General features: G+C 36.9%; 12 protein-coding genes. 10 read left to right on the top strand and 2 right to left on the bottom strand.

The features are described 5' to 3' along the window. Positions 1–139: 139 nt before the first annotated feature. Positions 140–1,945 (top strand): acyl-CoA dehydrogenase family protein, encoded by a 1,806-nt coding sequence (locus FBT53_RS12260; RefSeq protein ID WP_136951483.1) that lies wholly within the window; start codon positions 140–142, stop codon positions 1,943–1,945. 96 nt (positions 1,946–2,041) lie between these two features. Next, positions 2,042–3,463: an aminotransferase class V-fold PLP-dependent enzyme gene (locus FBT53_RS12255; protein WP_136951482.1), complete on the top strand. Its 1,422-nt coding sequence runs from the start codon at positions 2,042–2,044 to the stop codon at positions 3,461–3,463. Here the strand turns inward: FBT53_RS12255 and FBT53_RS12250 are convergent. Continuing rightward, positions 3,460–5,259 carry a glycoside hydrolase family 15 protein gene (locus tag FBT53_RS12250; protein WP_136951481.1) on the bottom strand — a complete coding sequence of 600 codons (1,800 nt, stop codon included), beginning with the start codon at positions 5,257–5,259 and terminating at the stop codon, positions 3,460–3,462. The two genes, FBT53_RS12255 and FBT53_RS12250, sit on opposite strands and share 4 nt — an antisense overlap. Before the next feature lie 103 nt (positions 5,260–5,362). Here FBT53_RS12250 and FBT53_RS12245 point away from each other — a divergent pair, with 103 nt between their 5' ends. The 3 genes from FBT53_RS12245 (at position 5,363) to FBT53_RS12235 (ending at position 10,631) form a co-directional block, all read left to right on the top strand. Further along, complete coding sequence (locus FBT53_RS12245; RefSeq protein ID WP_136951480.1) at positions 5,363–7,573, top strand: bifunctional alpha,alpha-trehalose-phosphate synthase (UDP-forming)/trehalose-phosphatase; 2,211 nt, start codon at positions 5,363–5,365, stop codon at positions 7,571–7,573. Between the two features lie 101 nt (positions 7,574–7,674). Continuing rightward, positions 7,675–9,006 (top strand): M28 family peptidase, encoded by a 1,332-nt coding sequence (locus tag FBT53_RS12240; RefSeq protein WP_136951479.1) that lies wholly within the window; start codon positions 7,675–7,677, stop codon positions 9,004–9,006. Between the two features lie 2 nt (positions 9,007–9,008). After that, on the top strand, positions 9,009–10,631 hold the full coding sequence (locus tag FBT53_RS12235) for a M1 family metallopeptidase (protein WP_136951478.1): 1,623 nt from the start codon (positions 9,009–9,011) through the stop codon (positions 10,629–10,631). Between the two features lie 288 nt (positions 10,632–10,919). Here FBT53_RS12235 and FBT53_RS12230 read toward each other — a convergent pair whose 3' ends face one another. Beyond that, positions 10,920–11,288 carry a hypothetical protein gene (locus FBT53_RS12230; protein WP_136951477.1) on the bottom strand — a complete coding sequence of 123 codons (369 nt, stop codon included), beginning with the start codon at positions 11,286–11,288 and terminating at the stop codon, positions 10,920–10,922. A 63-nt stretch (positions 11,289–11,351) separates the two neighbouring features. On the opposite strand from FBT53_RS12230, the gene xerA reads away from it, so the two are divergent. From xerA to FBT53_RS12210, 5 genes are all read left to right on the top strand, one after another. Continuing rightward, positions 11,352–12,479 carry a site-specific tyrosine recombinase/integron integrase gene (gene xerA / locus FBT53_RS12225; RefSeq protein WP_240729829.1) on the top strand — a complete coding sequence of 376 codons (1,128 nt, stop codon included), beginning with the start codon at positions 11,352–11,354 and terminating at the stop codon, positions 12,477–12,479. A 327-nt stretch (positions 12,480–12,806) separates the two neighbouring features. Continuing rightward, a complete protein-coding gene (locus tag FBT53_RS12220) occupies positions 12,807–13,070 on the top strand; it encodes a DUF1871 family protein (protein WP_136951476.1) in 264 nt (87 codons plus the stop codon). A gap of 216 nt (positions 13,071–13,286) precedes the next feature. Next, positions 13,287–13,436, top strand: coding sequence for a hypothetical protein (locus FBT53_RS16110; RefSeq protein ID WP_169630357.1), 150 nt, complete (start codon positions 13,287–13,289; stop codon positions 13,434–13,436). A 322-nt stretch (positions 13,437–13,758) separates the two neighbouring features. Next, positions 13,759–15,966, top strand: coding sequence for a DNA (cytosine-5-)-methyltransferase (gene dcm / locus FBT53_RS12215; protein ID WP_136951475.1), 2,208 nt, complete (start codon positions 13,759–13,761; stop codon positions 15,964–15,966). Further along, a complete protein-coding gene (locus FBT53_RS12210; RefSeq protein ID WP_136951474.1) occupies positions 15,963–17,144 on the top strand; it encodes an MvaI/BcnI family restriction endonuclease in 1,182 nt (393 codons plus the stop codon). Before dcm ends, FBT53_RS12210 begins: the two co-directional genes overlap by 4 nt. Positions 17,145–17,469 lie beyond the last annotated feature (325 nt).

Raw genomic sequence — 17,469 nt, 5'->3', positions numbered from 1 at the left:
TCCTTAAAACTGAATTAGTAATTAAATCAATAAACGTATAAAAGAATAAAATAGAGGAGTCTCCGTAAGAATGACGATGTGGTGATAGTGTGATTTTTTTCGCTCCTCTATTTTTTTATTCTTTTAAAACCTAAAAAATATGGCAACAGAAAAGAAAGACATCCTAAGAGGTGGACAGTTTTTGGTTAAAGAAACCAAATGCGAAGATGTTTTTACCATCGAAGACTTGAATGAAGAGCAGAAGATGATGCGTGATAGCACCAAGGAATTCGTAGATAGAGAACTTTGGGCACATTGGGAACGTTTTGAAAAGAAAGACTACGCTTATACAGAAGAAACCATGCGTAAAGCAGGTGAACTTGGATTGTTAAGTGTTGCTGTACCAGAAAAGTTTGGTGGTATGGGCATGGGCTTTGTTTCTACCATGTTGGTTTGTGATTATATTTCTGGAGCTACAGGTTCTTTTAGTACAGCATTTGGTGCACATACTGGGATTGGTACTATGCCAATCACTTTATACGGTACAGAGGAGCAGCGTACTAAATATGTGCCTAAATTGGCTTCTGGAGAGTGGTTTGGTGCTTATTGTTTAACTGAGCCAGGTGCCGGTTCTGATGCTAATTCTGGTAAAACTAAAGCTGTTTTGTCAGAAGATGGTAAACACTACAGCATCACCGGACAAAAAATGTGGATTTCTAACGCTGGTTTCTGTAATCTATTTATAGTTTTTGCTCGTATTGAGGACGATAAAAACATCACAGGTTTCATCGTAGAAAACGACCCAAGCAACGGTATCACTTTAGGGGATGAAGAAAAGAAATTGGGTATCCACTCCTCTTCTACGCGCCAAGTTTTCTTTAATGAAACAAAAGTGCCTGTAGAAAACATGTTATCAGAAAGAGGTAATGGTTTTAAAATTGCTATGAACGCTCTAAACGTTGGGCGTATTAAATTGGCGGCTGCTTGTTTAGATGCACAACGTAGAGTAATTAATGAAGCTGTAAACTACGCCAATGAGCGTATTCAGTTTAAAACTCCTATCATGAACTTTGGTGCTATCAAGTCTAAAATTGCAGACATGACCACCAACGCTTATGTAGATGAATCTGCTTGCTATAGAGCAGCTAAAAATATTGAAGACAGAATAGCTATTAGAGAAGAAGAAGGAAACACTCACCAAGATGCAGAACTTAAAGGTGTAGAAGAATATGCTATAGAATGTTCGATCTTAAAAGTTGCGGTTTCTGAGCACGTACAGGAAACTGCCGATGAAGGTATCCAGATTTTTGGTGGTATGGGCTTTAGCGCAGACACACCTATGGAGTCTGCCTGGAGAGATGCTCGTATCTCTAGAATCTATGAAGGTACCAACGAAATTAACAGAATGTTATCTGTAGGTATGCTGGTTAAAAAAGCGATGAAAGGTCATGTAGATTTATTAGGACCAGCTACAGCAGTTGGAGAAGAGTTAATGGGTATACCTTCTTTTGATGCACCAGATTTTTCTGAGTTGTTTGCAGAAGAGAAAGACTTAATTAAGCGTCTTAAGAAAGTATTTTTAATGGTAGCAGGTAGTGCTGTACAGAAATACGGAACAGAATTAGAATCGCATCAACAATTATTGATGGCTGCTTCTGATATCCTTATCCAAGTTTACATGGCAGAATCTGCCATCTTAAGAACTGAGAAAAATGCGAAGCGTTTTGGAGAAGATTCTCAAGCTACGCAAATTGCAATGAGTAAGTACTATTTGTATAAAGCAGTAGACATCATCAACCAAAAAGGTAAAGAAGCGATTGTTTCTTTTGCTGAGGGTGATGAGCAACGTATGATGTTGATGGGTCTTAAGCGTTTTACCAAATACACAAATCAGCCAAATGTGGTTGCCCTTAGAACGCAAATTGCGGATAAAGTGGCTGCTGACAATGGTTATACCTTTGACTAGTTATGTTGACTTCTTAAATGAAGTAAGCTTGAAAACCGTTCCAATTGGGACGGTTTTTTTATTTCTTGTTATTGTTTGATGCCTTAGCTTTGTCCTATGGAAAACAACATCTTAGAACAGGCGTATTCGGTATCGCATTTTGAAGAATTTCTACCCCAGTTTTTAGCAGAATTTAAGGCAAGAATTAAACCTGAAGCCACTTCTAAAGTGATTGATTGGAAAAACCCAGAAACCGAATTAGATTTCTGGAAAAATTATTTGAAAGAAGGGCATCCTAACCAATTGTTTCCAGAATTATTTAAAAGAACAACACACATACAACATCCCAAATATGTAGGGCACCAAGTGGCCTCCCCTACTCCAATTACTAGCTTAACCGCAATGGCTGGCGCATTAATGAATAACGGAATGGCGGTGTATGAGATGGGGATGAGTCCTTCTGCTATAGAACGTATAGTCACAGACATCATTTGCGAAACTATTGGGTATACCACAGAAGCTGGTGGTTTTCTAACTTCTGGTGGTACTTTAGCCAACCTAACCGCACTCTTAGCTGCCAGAAGAACAAAAGTTAAAGAAGATATTTGGAATGACGGATACACAAAACCTTTAGGAATACTGGTATGCGAAGAAGCCCACTATTGCATAGACCGCGCCGCTAGGATTATGGGGCTAGGCAGTAAAGGCATCATAAAAATAGCCGCAAAAGCCAACTATTCTATGGACACTGACCAACTAGCAGGAGCATATCAAGAAGTCTTAGATGCTGGTATACAGGTTTTTGCCATTGTAGGTTCTGCTCCTTCTACAGCTACAGGTGCTTATGATGATTTGGCTGCAATTGCACAGTTTGCCAAAGAAAAAGATTTATGGTTTCATGTGGATGGCGCCCATGGTGGAGCTGCTATTTTCTCTAAAAAATACAAGCATTTACTAGACGGTGCCGCAGAGGCAGATTCTATGATTATAGATGGCCATAAAATGTTAATGATGCCCGTGATAACCACAGCTTTGGTATTTAAAAACAAATGGCATGCCCAACAAACTTTTAGTCAACAGGCAGATTATTTATTAGACGATAGTCAAGAAGACCAATGGTACCAAAGTGGTAAAAAAACGTTTGAATGTACCAAAACCATGATGAGTTTACATTGGTTTATTTTGATAAAGTTTTATGGCTTGGAATTGTTTGATGCTTTTGTTACCAGACAATACAATTTGGCAAAAGACTTTGCAGCAGTAATCCAAAACACCCCAAATTTTGAACTAGCGGTAGCTCCACAAAGTAATATTGTATGTTTTAGATATGTAAAAGAAGGCATGTCTGCTGCAGCGTTAAACCAGCTTAATGCAGCAATAAGGCAACAAACCTTAGAAGAAGGCGAATATTATATGGTACAAACAAAATTAAGAGGCACGCATTATTTACGTACCTCTTTAATGAATCCGTTTACTACACTAGAGCATTTAAAAGACCTATTGCAAAAAATAAGTGATTTGGCTCTAAAAAACTGCTAAGTAATATGTTCTAATATTTTTTCTTCGCGGTGTTTGTTAGAGAAAAGAATAGCGCATTCTATCAATGCCAAATGGGAATAGGCCTGTGGAAAATTACCCAGTAATCGTTTAGACTCAAAATCAATATCCTCACTAAATAAGCCTAAATGATTGCTGTACCCAAGTACTTGCTCAAATAATTGCTCCGCTTTTTCTTCTTCGCCCATCTTAAACAAGCTCTTTATAAACCAAAAAGTGCAAATGGTAAAAGACGATGAAGGCAGACCAAAATCGTCCTCATTTTTGTAACGATACAGCAAGCCGTCATTATTTAAATCTTTATCTATCGCCATAACGGTACTTACAAATTTGGGGTCCTTGGCATCTATAAATCCGTAGGATTCCATGAGTAAAACCGAAGCATCTAAATACGTAGAACCGTAAGACTGTACAAATGCCTTAACCTCATCGTTCCAAGCATTCTCTAAAATATCGGTTCTTATTTTTTCTTCTAGTTCTTTCCACATTTCTAATTTGTGGTGTTTACCAAATATCTCTGCTACCTTTATCGCCCTATCTAAAGCTACCCAACACAACACTTTAGAAAAGGTAAAATGGCGGTCTTCTTCTCTAAATTCCCAAATGCCTTTATCTGGTTCTTGCCAATGTTTATCTACAATCCAGACAATACCTTTGGTAATACCCCATAATTCTTCGCAATTTTCTAAATCCGTTCCAAACCTGCTGACCTGTTCATGGATGACATCCATTAGTATACCATAAATATCGTTTTGGGTTTGTTGGTAGGCGGCATTACCAATACGTACAGGTTTAGAGCCTTTGTAGCCGTCTAAATGGTCTAGGGTAACTTCCGTCAGCGTTTTTTCTTTATTAATACCATACATGATCTGGAATTTCTCGTCCTTATCTGGCATCAAATCAATAATAAACTGCAAATAACGCAGTGCCGAGTTTTTGTGCCCTAGTTCTGACATTACTTTAATAACCATAGAGGCATCTCTTATCCAACAAAAACGGTAATCCCAATTTCTTACTTCACCAATAGTTTCTGGTAAAGAAGTAGTGGCAGCAGCCAACACAGCACCAGTTTTGTCATAGGTGAGCATTTTAAGCGTCAATGCACTCCTTAATATTTGCTTGTTGTACTTTTTATACGTTGGTGTTCTATCGCACCAATCTAACCAATATATTTTAGTGCGCTCCATCTCTAAATACACCTTTTCTATGTTAGGTGCCAAGAGTTTTTCATTATAGGTAATCAAAAAATAACCATCCTCTTGCAATTGTAGCGTATCACCAGCCACCACTTTTTCTTTATTGAAAGAGGTGTACAGAAAAACAGTGTCGTATTGTTGCTCATCCGTAAGGCTTACAATAAAATGTTCTTTTATAAAAGAGTTGGTAGCCTCTCTAGCATATTCTAATCTTGGATTATATTTTATTTTAAATTCTGGAGTTCCAGATATTAACTTAACATAACGAACAACCTCTGGTTGGGCATGGTAATTTCCATCCTTTTTGTGGTATCTAGGCATAAAATCGCGCAGCTCAAAACAATCTACCCCATTGCTAAACCGGGTGACTAGAATGTTGGTACGGTTCTCGTAAGCCTGGCTAATAGCATAGTTATCGTCTACCAAAATTTCAAAACTCCCCCCTTTATTTTCGTCCAAAAGCTTGGCAAAAATAGAAGATGAATCAAACTCCGGTAAACAGCACCAATCCATAGAACCTTTAACTGATATGAGTGCTGCACTCCTGCAGTTGCCTATTATTCCATAATTTAGATTATCCATAAATTAATTTTTCGCAAAAGAATTCTTACAAATAGTTTATGACGTTGAATTTCCCGAAATTTCAAGAAACATAAAAGTAAAAACGGTTAAAAACATCAAAATAATGAGTAGAACTATCATAATCTCAAATCGATTACCCGTTCAGTTAAAAATTGACAATGGAGAACTTTCTGCCCAACCTAGTGTGGGTGGTTTGGCTACCGGTCTAAAATCTGTACATAGAGAAGGAAACGGTTTGTGGATTGGCTGGTCTGGATTAACCCAAGAAGATACCCCAAAAGCAATGGAGTCTAAAATTGACCAAGCTTTGGCAGAACTTAATTGCGCTAGAGTAGATTTAAATGCAGAAGATATAGAAGGTTTCTATTATGGCTTTAGCAACCGTACTATTTGGCCACTCTTTCATTATTTTTTAGAATATTCTGAATTTGAGCTCAATTTTTGGGAGGTTTACAAAAGTGTAAATCAAAAGTTTGCAGACGCAATTATAGAAGCTGCCAATGATGATGATATTATCTGGGTACATGATTACCAATTGATGTTAGTACCCCAAATGGTAAAAGAGAAAAAACCCGATGCTACCATCGGTTTCTTTTTGCACATACCTTTCCCTTCTTATGAGATTTTTAGAACCCTACCTTGGCGAGAAGAGGTATTAGAAGGACTTTTGGGGGCAGACCTTATTGGATTCCATACTTACGATTATGAACGCCATTTTTTAAGTTCTGTAAGGCGTTTGCTAGGTTTAGAGGTTAGTTTTAATGAAGTGTATCTAGATAACCGAGTAATAAAAGTAGACTCTTACCCCATGGGTATTGATTATGCTAAATTCCATGACGCAGCCAAACAGAGTTTACAACTCAGCGGAGCGGACCGTACGGATTTGCAAATGAAATTGGACGAGCATAAAAAATCTGCTCCAGGCACCAAACTCATCGTTTCCATAGACCGTTTAGATTATAGTAAAGGGATTGCCTCACGGATAAAAGCGTTTGAGTATTTCTTAACCCAAAATCCAGAATACAAAGAAAAGGTACGTTTAATAATCCTTGCGGTACCGTCTCGTTCTAACGTTCCGCAATACCAATTACTTAAAAAAGAAATAGATGAGCTCATTGGTAGAATTAATGGCGAATTGTCTACGGTAAACTGGACGCCAATATGGTATTTTTATCGCTCTTTACCTTTTGAAAATTTAATAGATTTATACACTTCTAGTGATATTGCTTGGCTTACCCCAATACGAGATGGGATGAATCTGGTAGCTAAAGAATATATTGCATGTAGGATAGATAAAAGTGGGGTTTTAATTTTGAGTGAAATGGCTGGTTCTGCAAACGAAATGAGTGAAGCACTCCTTATAAACCCTAATAATTTTGAACAGCAAGCGCAAGCACTAAAGCAAGCGATTACTATGCCTTTAGAAGAGCAGCAAGAGCGTAATTCCTTACTGCAAAAACGCTTAAGTCGTTATAACGTAGAAACTTGGGCTAATGACTTTATGACTGCACTACAGGAACAACAACAAGAAGAGAACGTTTATGTAAGCCAGAAAATAAATAAAAGTCTTTTAGAAACCTTAGTGGCCAACTATGATGCTGCTAAAAAGCGTATACTCTTTTTAGATTATGATGGCACCCTATCTGGTTTTCATAAAGACCCGCAAAAAGCATCTCCAGATGAAGAATTATATCAGTTATTAGATACACTACACCACCAAGAAAACACTACCCTATTTTTAATCAGTGGTAGGGATAAAGAAACTTTTACCAAGTGGTTTTTACCTAAAAAATACAACATGATTGTGGAGCATGGGGTATGGATTTCTAGAGGTGGAGAAGACTTTACCCTTTTAGAACAGGTAAAAGGAGATTGGATGGAAAAAATAAGACCAGTTTTAGAATCTTGGGTAGACCGTACACCTGGTTCTTTTATAGAAGAGAAAAACTATTCCTTGGCATGGCACTACCGTAACACGGACCCAGACTTTGGAGAAAAAAGAGCTACCCAGTTAAATACTGTACTTACAGGTCTCATTGGCAACGATGATATTAGCGTATTGAACGGTAATAAGGTTATGGAGGTAAAAAGCAGCAATGTAAATAAAGGTAGAGCATCTGTACGCATGTTAGCAGAGGGCGACTACGATTACATTTTTGCTATTGGAGACGATTGGACAGACGAGTTTATGTTCCAAGAGTTACCAGAACAAGCGGTTACCGTGAAGGTGGGACTAAAAAAAACGCATGCCAAATACCATGTAGAAGGCACTAAGAAGGTGAGAGAGGTTTTAAAACGATTTGCTAAAATGTAAGTCTATTTATTTTTTTTTAACTTCCACAATAAAATATAATCCACGGTTAGTATTAGCTGTGGATTATTATTTTTAATACCACTTATTAGAACTCAAAAAAAATGAAAAAGCTAGCAACTCTCCTATTTATGCTACCATTGGTAGCTTTAGCCCAAGTAGACACCCGTATTTATGATATTATAGAGGCTGTTTCTGCAGAGCGAATTGAAAAAGATATTACCACTTTGGTAAATTTTGGCACCAGACATACCTTAAGCGATACCACAAGTGCTACTACAGGTATAGGTGCTGCCAGAAGATGGATTAAAAAAGAATTTGAACAAATCTCTAGTGATTGTAACAACTGTTTAGAGGTGTTTTACCAGAAAAACTTTGTGCCCAAAGGCGATAATGCCCGTATTGTTAAGGATGTTTGGGTGGTAAACGTTGTCGCTATAAAAAAAGGCACAAAGTACCCCAACAGATATATTATTATGAGTGGGGATATAGATTCTAGAATAAGTGACCCAAATAATTATACAGACACCTCTCCCGGAGCAAATGATAATGCCAGTGGCATGGCTGGCACCTTAGAAGCTGCACGTGTATTGTCTAAATACGACTTTGAAAGTAGTATAATTTTTGTTGGGCTCTCTGGAGAAGAACAAGGCCTTTATGGTGGTAAAGGTTTAGCTGCCTATGCTAAGGAAAAGAATTGGGATATAGTAGGTATTCTAAATAATGATATGATTGGGAATATTACTGGGGTAGATGGGATAGTAAGTAATACTGATTTTAGAATTTTTTCTGAACCTGTACCGCCCACAGAAACCGAAAACCAACGAACAGCCAGAAGATTTTATGGCGGTGAGGTAGATGGTATTTCTAGACAATTGGCACGTTACGTACATAAAATGACTAAAACCTACATGCCAGAGATGAATCCTATGCTTATTTACCGTTTAGACCGTTTTGGTAGAGGCGGCCACCACAGACCTTTTAACGATGCTGGTTTTGCGGGGATACGCATAATGGAGGCGCATGAAAATTATACCCAACAGCACCAAGATTTACGAACAGAAAATGGCATTGCCTATGGGGACGTTTTAGAGCACGTAAACTTTAACTATGCTAAAAAATTAACGGCTGTAAACGCCATAAATCTAGCAGGTATAGCATGGGCTCCACCGGCGCCAACTCAGGTAAAAATTGGTGGTATAGTACAGCCTTATGCCAAACTAGTTTGGGAAGAAGTTCCGGGCGCAAAAGGCTATAAAGTATACTACAGAGATACAACTTCTCCTACTTGGGATAATTTTAAGTATGTAGAGAACGTTAAAGGAACAACTTTAGAAGGTATTGTATTAGACAATTACTTCTTTGGGGTGGCTGCCGTTGGTGCAGATGGGCATGAGAGTATTGTAGTTTTCCCTACGGGAATTATTAGAAATTAAACATGAAGAACCTTTTTACCCTAGCAATCTTCTTAGTTACGCTTACAGCGAGCGCACAAGATGTTGCTATTACAGAAGACGATTTTTTAAGAGGAAGTATAACGCCAGAACGAGCGTGGTGGGACCTTACCTATTACCATTTAGATATTACGGTAAACCCAGAGACCAAAACCATTAAGGGCAGCAACCTTATTAGGTTTAAAACGTTAGAGGAAGGTTCCATGTTGCAGGTAGATTTGCAACCGCCATTATACATAGAAAAAATTACCTACCAAGACCAAGAATTGGCTTATAAAAAGAAAGGTACCAATGCGTACCATGTGTTGTTTGATGCTCCTTTGCCAAAAGGGGAAGAAGCAGAAATAAAGGTGTATTATGCGGGTAAACCACGAGCAGCTCGTAGAGCACCATGGGACGGTGGTTTTTCTTGGAAAACTGATAGCAAAGGCCTGCCGTTTGTAGCTACATCTTGCCAAGGTCTTGGTGCAAGCGCATGGTGGCCATGTAAAGACCATATGTATGATGAGGTTTCTTCTATGGATATAAGTGTTACTGTACCCTCTAACCTAATGGATGTATCTAACGGTACCCTAACTAAGGTAGAAGAAAACGGAGCCACCAAAACCTACCACTGGCACGTAGACAACCCAATAAATAACTACGGAGTTAATGTAAATATTGGGGACTATGTGCATTTTGATGAAGTGTACCAAGGAGAAAAAGGACCGTTACAACTAGATTATTATGTGCTAAGAGAAAACCTAGAAAAGGCAAAAAAACAGTTTACCCAAACCCCGATGATGTTAAAAGCATTTGAACATTGGTTTGGTCCGTATCCGTTTTATGAAGATGGTTTTAAACTGGTAGAAGTCCCTTATTTAGGAATGGAACACCAAAGCTCTGTTACCTACGGTAATAATTTTGAGAATGGCTACTTGGGCAGAGATTTATCGGGTTCTGGTTGGGGAATGAAGTTCGATTTTATTATTATTCATGAAGCTGGGCACGAGTGGTTTGCCAATAATATTACTTATAAAGATATTGCAGACATGTGGGTGCATGAGGGTTTTACGGCCTATTCTGAAAGTTTGTATTTGGACTATCATTTTGGTACAGAAGCTGCCAATGCCTATGTTATAGGGACGCGCAAGAATATTAAGAATGATGCTCCAATAATAGGTAGATACAATCTTAATAAAGAAGGTTCTGGCGATATGTATTATAAAGGGGCCAATATGCTACACACTATTAGACAAATGCTGAATGACGATGCCAAGTGGCGTTCTATACTACGCGGGCTCAATAAAGATTTTTATCACCAAACTGTGACTACACAACAAATAGAAAAATATGTAGCAGACCATTCTGGACTAGATTTAACCGCGTTTTTTGAGCAATACCTGAGAACCACAGACATCCCCGTACTAGAATACAAGTTTAATGGTAAAAAATTACAATACAGGTTTACCAAGGTGGTTGATGGTTTTACCATCCCTGTAAAATTTTGGGTGGGTGATGCTCCCGTATGGGCAACCGTAAACACAGCATGGCAAAGCACTAAAGTTAAAGGAGATACGGTTACAGTAGACGAAAACTTTTATGTAACGCCTAAAATGGTAAAATAAACCAACTACAACCCTACAAATTTAGATACCTCAAACCGTATACATTGGTTTGGGGTATTTTTATGCGTTCTTTGTGCCAGAATTCCCCGTTACTTTTTTAATAACAACTTCTAAAAGGTGTATTAGCGCCTAATTCTAAACACTTAATTAGGTAAAAATTAAATTGTACATTAAAACATCGTACAGGGACGATACCCTTTTTATTTACGCTTCGCCCTAAAAAACTATAGGCACTAATTTTCATCGTCCTAAAACACTATTTTTAAACTACTTATTCTTGGAATGCCCCTACTCCATGTACGGCTGCCAAGTAACTAAAACGTATTTGGTTTTGTTATTTTCGGTCCTTTTTAAAAATCCATATTCAAACACAAACAAATAAACATCGCCCTTAGTATTCTTCCAATAATGCGTAAAAAACTTAGGGTTAAACCCTTGTTTATGCAATTCTTCTGCACGGACTATAGCTTTACCTGCTTTGTTGTAACTGCGTAATACTTTTCTGTTGGTTCTTAATTGCTTTTCCACCCTAAGGTAAAAGGTTTCTGTTTGTTGTCTTTTTTCGTACTGATGTATGGATTTACATTTAACAGAGCAATAAATTTTATCGGTTCTACCTTTGACAGTTGTATGGCAAACAGGGCACATTCTATCCATAATAAACGCATATTATACGCTTAAAATACGATTTATGGTCCATTTTTATATTAGGATTGCAAAATGATGACAACAAAATCCATTACGCTGCACCATTTAATGATTGGTAACGAACGTAAAATTGGCATTCAATTTAGTCCAGATAAGCTAATCCAAGATTTACTAAAGGGTTTACCCAATTGTAAATGGAGTACGGAATACAGCATGGCCTATATACCCAATACTGCTGCTAACTTAGCTGCCATTTACAGCACTTTTAAAGGGGTAGCTTGGATTAATTACAATAAATTTTTGACCAACAGACCCATAAATACCAACAATCCTGAAGTTAATGTTAGCTATTACCGAGAACGGAATCTACCCCCAGGGTATAGACGGTGTCCTGAACCCTATCTACAACGGTTAGAGCTTAAACGCTATGCCAACAATACGGTTAAAGTATACGTGCAATTTTTTGAGCAGTTCATTAACATGTACCCAGACCAAGCATTAGAAACTTTAAACGAGACTGATGTACGCAGGTATTTACAAACCTTGATACATAAGAACTTATCTACCTCTTATATTAACCAAGCTATTAATGCTATTAAGTTTTATTATGAAGGGGTGCTGGGCATGCCCAACAGGTTTTATGACTTGGAGCGGCCCAGAAAAGAGCGCCATTTACCCAAAGTAATCTCTAAAGAAGAAATTTTAGCCATAATTACACATGCCCGTAACCTAAAACACAAATGCATAATACAATTACTATACTCTGCAGGTTTACGACGTAGTGAATTGGTACAATTAAAATTGGAAGATATTGATAGCCAGCGCATGCTTATCCATGTAAAACAAGGAAAAGGCAACAAAGACAGATATACCCTTTTGAGTACTAATGCACTAGCAGATTTACGATTATATTGTGAACAGTGGCAACCTAATACTTATTTGTTTGAAGGAATGAACGGGAAACCCTACAGCCCCGTTAGTGTTTTAAAAGTAGTAAAATCTGCTGCAGAACGCGCGGGGATACGCACAAGGGTTACACCGCATATGCTGCGGCACAGTTTTGCTACCCATTTGTTAGAAGCAGGCACAGACATAAGGCAAATACAGGTTTTATTGGGGCATAGTAGCACCAAAACAACAGAAATTTATACACATGTTGCCAACCATACTTTTACAGCAATAAAAAATCCTTTAGATTAGTAGAGATAAAGTAGATATATCCGTCATATGACGGATATCCAATTGTTGTGCTTCATGTTGAAAAAAATTAGAAATGGAAGTAAGTCTTGCATTTTACAGAAAAAAGGACTGGGGAAAATTCTTGAGGATGATTGATGACAGGGAGAGTATGTTCGACACTTGGAAGGAATGGAACAAATCCTATCTTAGAACAAAGAAAGAACTCACGTCAAATGGACTAAAAGTCAATGAAGTTGAAGTGGATTTAGCCGAACTTTACAAATATTGCCGAGAAAATGGACTGAAAAACAACGGAAGGACAAGGTCACAATTCGTATCTAACAAAAGATGAACAAAAAACATATTGATAGACTAAAGGATATTCTAAGCGAATGGAATCCACTTGGTGACATGGCAAATCAAATAAGCGATTTGGAAAATTATGAAATCGAGGCGACCGACATCCTCTTCCACATCAATAAAAAAAATTCGGTGGAACAAATATCAAAAATAATAAAGACCGTTTTGGAGCAGGCCTTTGATATTGACGTGAACAAAGAAAAAAGTCTTGAAGTCGCACACAAGATTCACTTAATGATTAATGAAAAATAAAACACGAAAGCACAACACCGGCTATAATTCATTGCTGCATTTTCGCTAAATTTAAACCCATCGACCATTAACAGGGCCCGATTTCTCCCGGACAATTTCCGTTGGAAATGTCCGCAACGAAATCATAGCCCAACCGTTGTCTGTAATGCTAGAGCTGCTTTCTCGAGCAAAAACCATTTAAAGTTTACTCAGCCGTTTTTCTTACTCGCTGTTGTTATGTCGGACTTTTTAAAGCCAAAATCTGCCGCTAACGAAAACATCACAAACCGATTGCTAACTCGTACGGAAGCCTTCCAATCAGTACGGAGGGTTACGCAAGCAGAACGTGGTGACTTCCCACTCCGTGGTGGCCCTGCGGGGCAATAATCACTACAGACAACAAAACCTATAATTCATTGGGGGTCGATTTTCTAATCGAAAATCGACGGCAAAAAGTTATCTTTAACCTATGGCGGAATTTTCACTGCGTAAAATTCCCCAACAAATTATAGCTAACACGTTGTACGCAAGCTAAAAATCCAACACACAGTCAAGCACATTTGGTTTTTCCCACTGCAAAAAGCCAACGCTGAAAAAACCAAAAGAGCTTGCCTTTCCCAAGCTGATTTAAAACAAAAAACAGAATTGAATTGGAATTTTAAAAAATGTCCGTAAATTTGTCCGTGTACGTAAAAACGTCCGTAAATTTATGGCGACAATCAACTTTTATTTAGACAAGCCTGACAAAAAGGGATTTGCACCAATTCATCTGAGAATAAACTGCAACGGAAATCAAGTCAAGATTTCAACTGGACAAAAAATAGAGCCGAAAAACTTCAACAAGTCCAAACAAAGAGCAACTGGAATTACCGTAGAAGCTAACGAAATCAACCACTATTTAGATTTTTTGAGAGAGCGTGCTGACGAGCTTTTACACCATTCTAACAAAAAAACCTTTGTTCAAGAAGAAGTAAAAAGTGTCTTGAATGAACATATAGAAAACTATAAACAAAATAGTAACGTGAACATTGTAAAAGAGCAAGTTTCACTATATGGTAAACCATTCACTTTTGTGGACTTATTCGCAGGTGCAGGAGGTTTTAGTGAGGGATTTCTTCAAGCTGAACACAACAACAAATTCTTTGATTTCATTGTAGCAAACGATATAAACGAGAATTGTGAATTAACGCACATTGTTCGTTATAATCATCAATTAGGGTTAGATGCAAAATTTCTACAGCAAGATATTACAGAACCTGACTTTTTGGACAATCTATTAGAAAAAATTGATGGGAGAAAAATTGATGTTGTTTGCGGTGGACCACCTTGTCAGAGTTTCAGTCTTGCAGGAAAGCGAAAGAAATTTGACAAAAAAGACGATTTGTTTTCTCACTATTTAGAAGTCATCAAGGTATTGCAACCTAAATACTTCGTAATGGAGAATGTAAAAGGTATTTTAACCAAAGAGAAAGGAAAAATAAAAGAATTAATCTTAAAGGAGATAAACTCTATTGTGGATATCAAGGAAATTCCCCAGTTGATTTCTTTTATTAGAAAAATCAGAAAAGATTCAAACTCTTTCCTTTTTGAAAGTATTATAAAAAGAGTTGAACTTGAAAAACTACTTGAAAAGGATAAAGAATCTGGGAAAGCAGATTTTATCGGGTTTGTTGAAAGCAGATTTAGAAAACTTACCCCAAAAATTGCGGATTATAAAACAAGTAAAACCGATGAAAACATTAATACTATTCGTCACGGTTTTAATCTGTTAGCAAGAAATAAAGAATGGGAAAAACTGAAAAGAGACATCATTAAGGAAAAAGATTTTTGCAATATTGATAATGACAATTTTGTAAATGGTTTCACAGACTTTCTAACAGAAATAAGTCCTGAAAATGTTATTTCCAAAATTGAGAAGTCTTTTAGTTCTTTAAAAGTGTCTATTAAACATAAAAAAGACTGTGAGGATATAATTACTGCTTTAAAGATTTATACTACTTCTTTTGATGAATCAATTCAAATATTGAAAACCCATTGCAACAAAGTTCAAAAGGATGAATTGGAGGAAATTTTAGAAAGTATTAGACTGTATAAAATAGAAAAACCTTTTGTAGCTAATGCTTCTAACTATGGTGTTCCTCAAAATAGAGAGCGAGTTCTATTTATTGGTTGCAGAAAAGACCAAAAGTATATTTCTGAAATTCCCGCAACAGTTTCTGAAGATGAAAAAGTTACCATTTTTGAAGCCTTGTATGATTTAGATTTTGTCGGCAATAATGAAGAAGCTCATCGTTATGAACCTATTGATATTTTCTCTCAATATAACGGAACAGCGAAAAAGATGGTTAAACTTCTGAAAAAGAGAAAAATAGATGGGAAGCCAATTTCCAAAGGTGGAAAATCATTTGCTGAATGGTCTAAAAAAGGAAGATTGATTGAACGGTTTAAACCACAAACCAAACCTTTTTATGTGAGAAACACGGAAGCACTCGAAAACGGAGAAAAATTCTTTGATATTCTAAATAATCACAAAACAAGTAATCAAAACGAAACTGTTATAAATAGGCTTGAAGTGATTTTAAAAAATGGAGACTACAAAAAAGCAAAACCAGAACTCGAAAAGCTTAATCTATCATCTAACAAACGAAATTATAATGTTCTAAAACCTGATGAACAAAGCTCAACCATTATGACTATTCCAGATGATTATATTCACTATAACTCACCAAGAGCTTTGACGGTTAGAGAAATGGCAAGATTGCAATCGTTTGACGATTCTTTTGTATTTCAAGGAAAACGTTCAACTGGAGGAAATAACAGAAAATCTGAAGTACCTCAATACACGTTGGTCGGGAATGCTGTTCCACCATTATTGGCAAGAGCGATAGCAAGTGAAATTTTAAAGAATATCAAGTGAGAAAACTTACAGAAGCAGAGCAAGAAAAAATTAAGCTACTAACCAAAAACCAAGTTTCACTTACTTTAATTGAACCAACTGAAACTGGACTTAAAAAATCGATAATGGATGCGACTGGTTCCGTGCGTAGTTATTTGAAAAGTGAGAGCATCCACGATTATGAATTACAAAGTCAAGGTCCAGATAGCAAAGTGATTATTCCGACTGTAATACATACAGGATTTAAAACCTTAAAATCAAAAGCTTCACTTTATCGTCCAATAACAAAAAATGGAGACCCAAGAATATGGTTTTATGGCTTAACTAAAGTTGCTGACCCAAATGACATCATTGGGATAACTTTTTTTGATGATAAATTCCATATTTTCAATTTAACGAAGCTGAACGTTATTGAGCTTTTAAATTCGGCCATAATCAATCCATTTAAAGAGCTCATTTCTGCCATAAACTTTGAAGAAAGTGAAATTTCAATTGAGTTACTTAATAAGCTAAAAATTATATCAAAAAAAGGATTTGTAAAGTCCGAGGTAAACTCTGATACGGGAATTGGAAGAACAATTGAATCATTACTCGGAATAGAAATGAATTCTTCCAAAGCACCAGATTACAAAGGAATTGAATTAAAATCTTTTAGAGATAAAAGAAATAACCGAAAAGGACTTTTTGGGAAAACCCCAAATTGGAATTTAAGCAAATTTAAATCCAGAGTTGAAATACTTGACACTTTCGGGTATTGGGAAAGCGGAATTTTTCGACTCTATAACACAATGAGAGGAACTGGCAGAAATGCTCAAGGTCTTATGTTAAGAATCGAATACAATAAAGACTGGTTATTAGAGAACTCTGACAGACCAGAGATAGGAGACTTTCTGGTCTGGGAACTTGAAACGCTTCGAAAAGCATTATTGAAAAAGCATAAAGAGACGTTTTGGATAAAAGCGGAAAGTAAAATTGAAAACAACAACGAATATTTTCATTTTAAAGAGGTTGAACACACTAAAAATCCAATGGTAGATAAATTTGAAATTCTCATTGAAACTGGTGCAATAACTATGGACTATCCTATTAAAAGAATGCCAGATGGAAAAGTAATAGATAAGGGTTGTAATTTTAAACTCAACGCGAATTGTTTGGATTTGTTATTTCCGCCAAGTGCATTTTATGACTTAACAGCATAATGGAAATGCCAACGCTAAAAGCCATACACATTTGCAATTCGCTACGGCCAATACATAAGCCAAAATTGCAAAAGAGTATATCTTTGCCAACGCTGAATGACGAACGGAATGAAAAAAGCCAGCGTACAACAATGTGTATAATTCATTGCTAATTATAGCCTACTTACGAAAGTCCCCGCGGACTTTCTATTCGGTTTGTATTTGCTAAATTAGTTGCAGAAAAACGCAACGAAATCATACACCAGACCGTCAGACTGTCTCAAAACCCACCCTTTTATCACCTCAATTTACTTTGTCACCTTGGTGATATTTCGTAACTTAATGT

The organism is Flavobacterium sp. ASW18X, assembly GCF_005144745.1.
Classification (GTDB): Bacteria; Bacteroidota; Bacteroidia; order Flavobacteriales; family Flavobacteriaceae; genus Croceivirga.
This window is presented reverse-complemented; position numbering and strand designations above follow the sequence as displayed.

Excerpts from the sequence above, each read along its gene's own strand:
- FBT53_RS12260 (WP_136951483.1), top strand. The coding sequence starts at position 140 with ATGGCAACAGAAAAGAAAGACATCCTAAGAGGTGGACAGTTTTTGGTT.
- FBT53_RS12255 (WP_136951482.1), top strand. The coding sequence starts at position 2,042 with ATGGAAAACAACATCTTAGAACAGGCGTATTCGGTATCGCATTTTGAA.
- FBT53_RS12250 (WP_136951481.1), bottom strand. The coding sequence starts at position 5,259 with ATGGATAATCTAAATTATGGAATAATAGGCAACTGCAGGAGTGCAGCA.
- FBT53_RS12245 (WP_136951480.1), top strand. The coding sequence starts at position 5,363 with ATGAGTAGAACTATCATAATCTCAAATCGATTACCCGTTCAGTTAAAA.
- FBT53_RS12240 (WP_136951479.1), top strand. The coding sequence starts at position 7,675 with ATGAAAAAGCTAGCAACTCTCCTATTTATGCTACCATTGGTAGCTTTA.
- FBT53_RS12235 (WP_136951478.1), top strand. The coding sequence starts at position 9,009 with ATGAAGAACCTTTTTACCCTAGCAATCTTCTTAGTTACGCTTACAGCG.
- FBT53_RS12230 (WP_136951477.1), bottom strand. The coding sequence starts at position 11,288 with ATGGATAGAATGTGCCCTGTTTGCCATACAACTGTCAAAGGTAGAACC.
- xerA (WP_240729829.1), top strand. The coding sequence starts at position 11,352 with ATGATGACAACAAAATCCATTACGCTGCACCATTTAATGATTGGTAAC.
- FBT53_RS12220 (WP_136951476.1), top strand. The coding sequence starts at position 12,807 with ATGAACAAAAAACATATTGATAGACTAAAGGATATTCTAAGCGAATGG.
- FBT53_RS16110 (WP_169630357.1), top strand. The coding sequence starts at position 13,287 with ATGTCGGACTTTTTAAAGCCAAAATCTGCCGCTAACGAAAACATCACA.
- dcm (WP_136951475.1), top strand. The coding sequence starts at position 13,759 with ATGGCGACAATCAACTTTTATTTAGACAAGCCTGACAAAAAGGGATTT.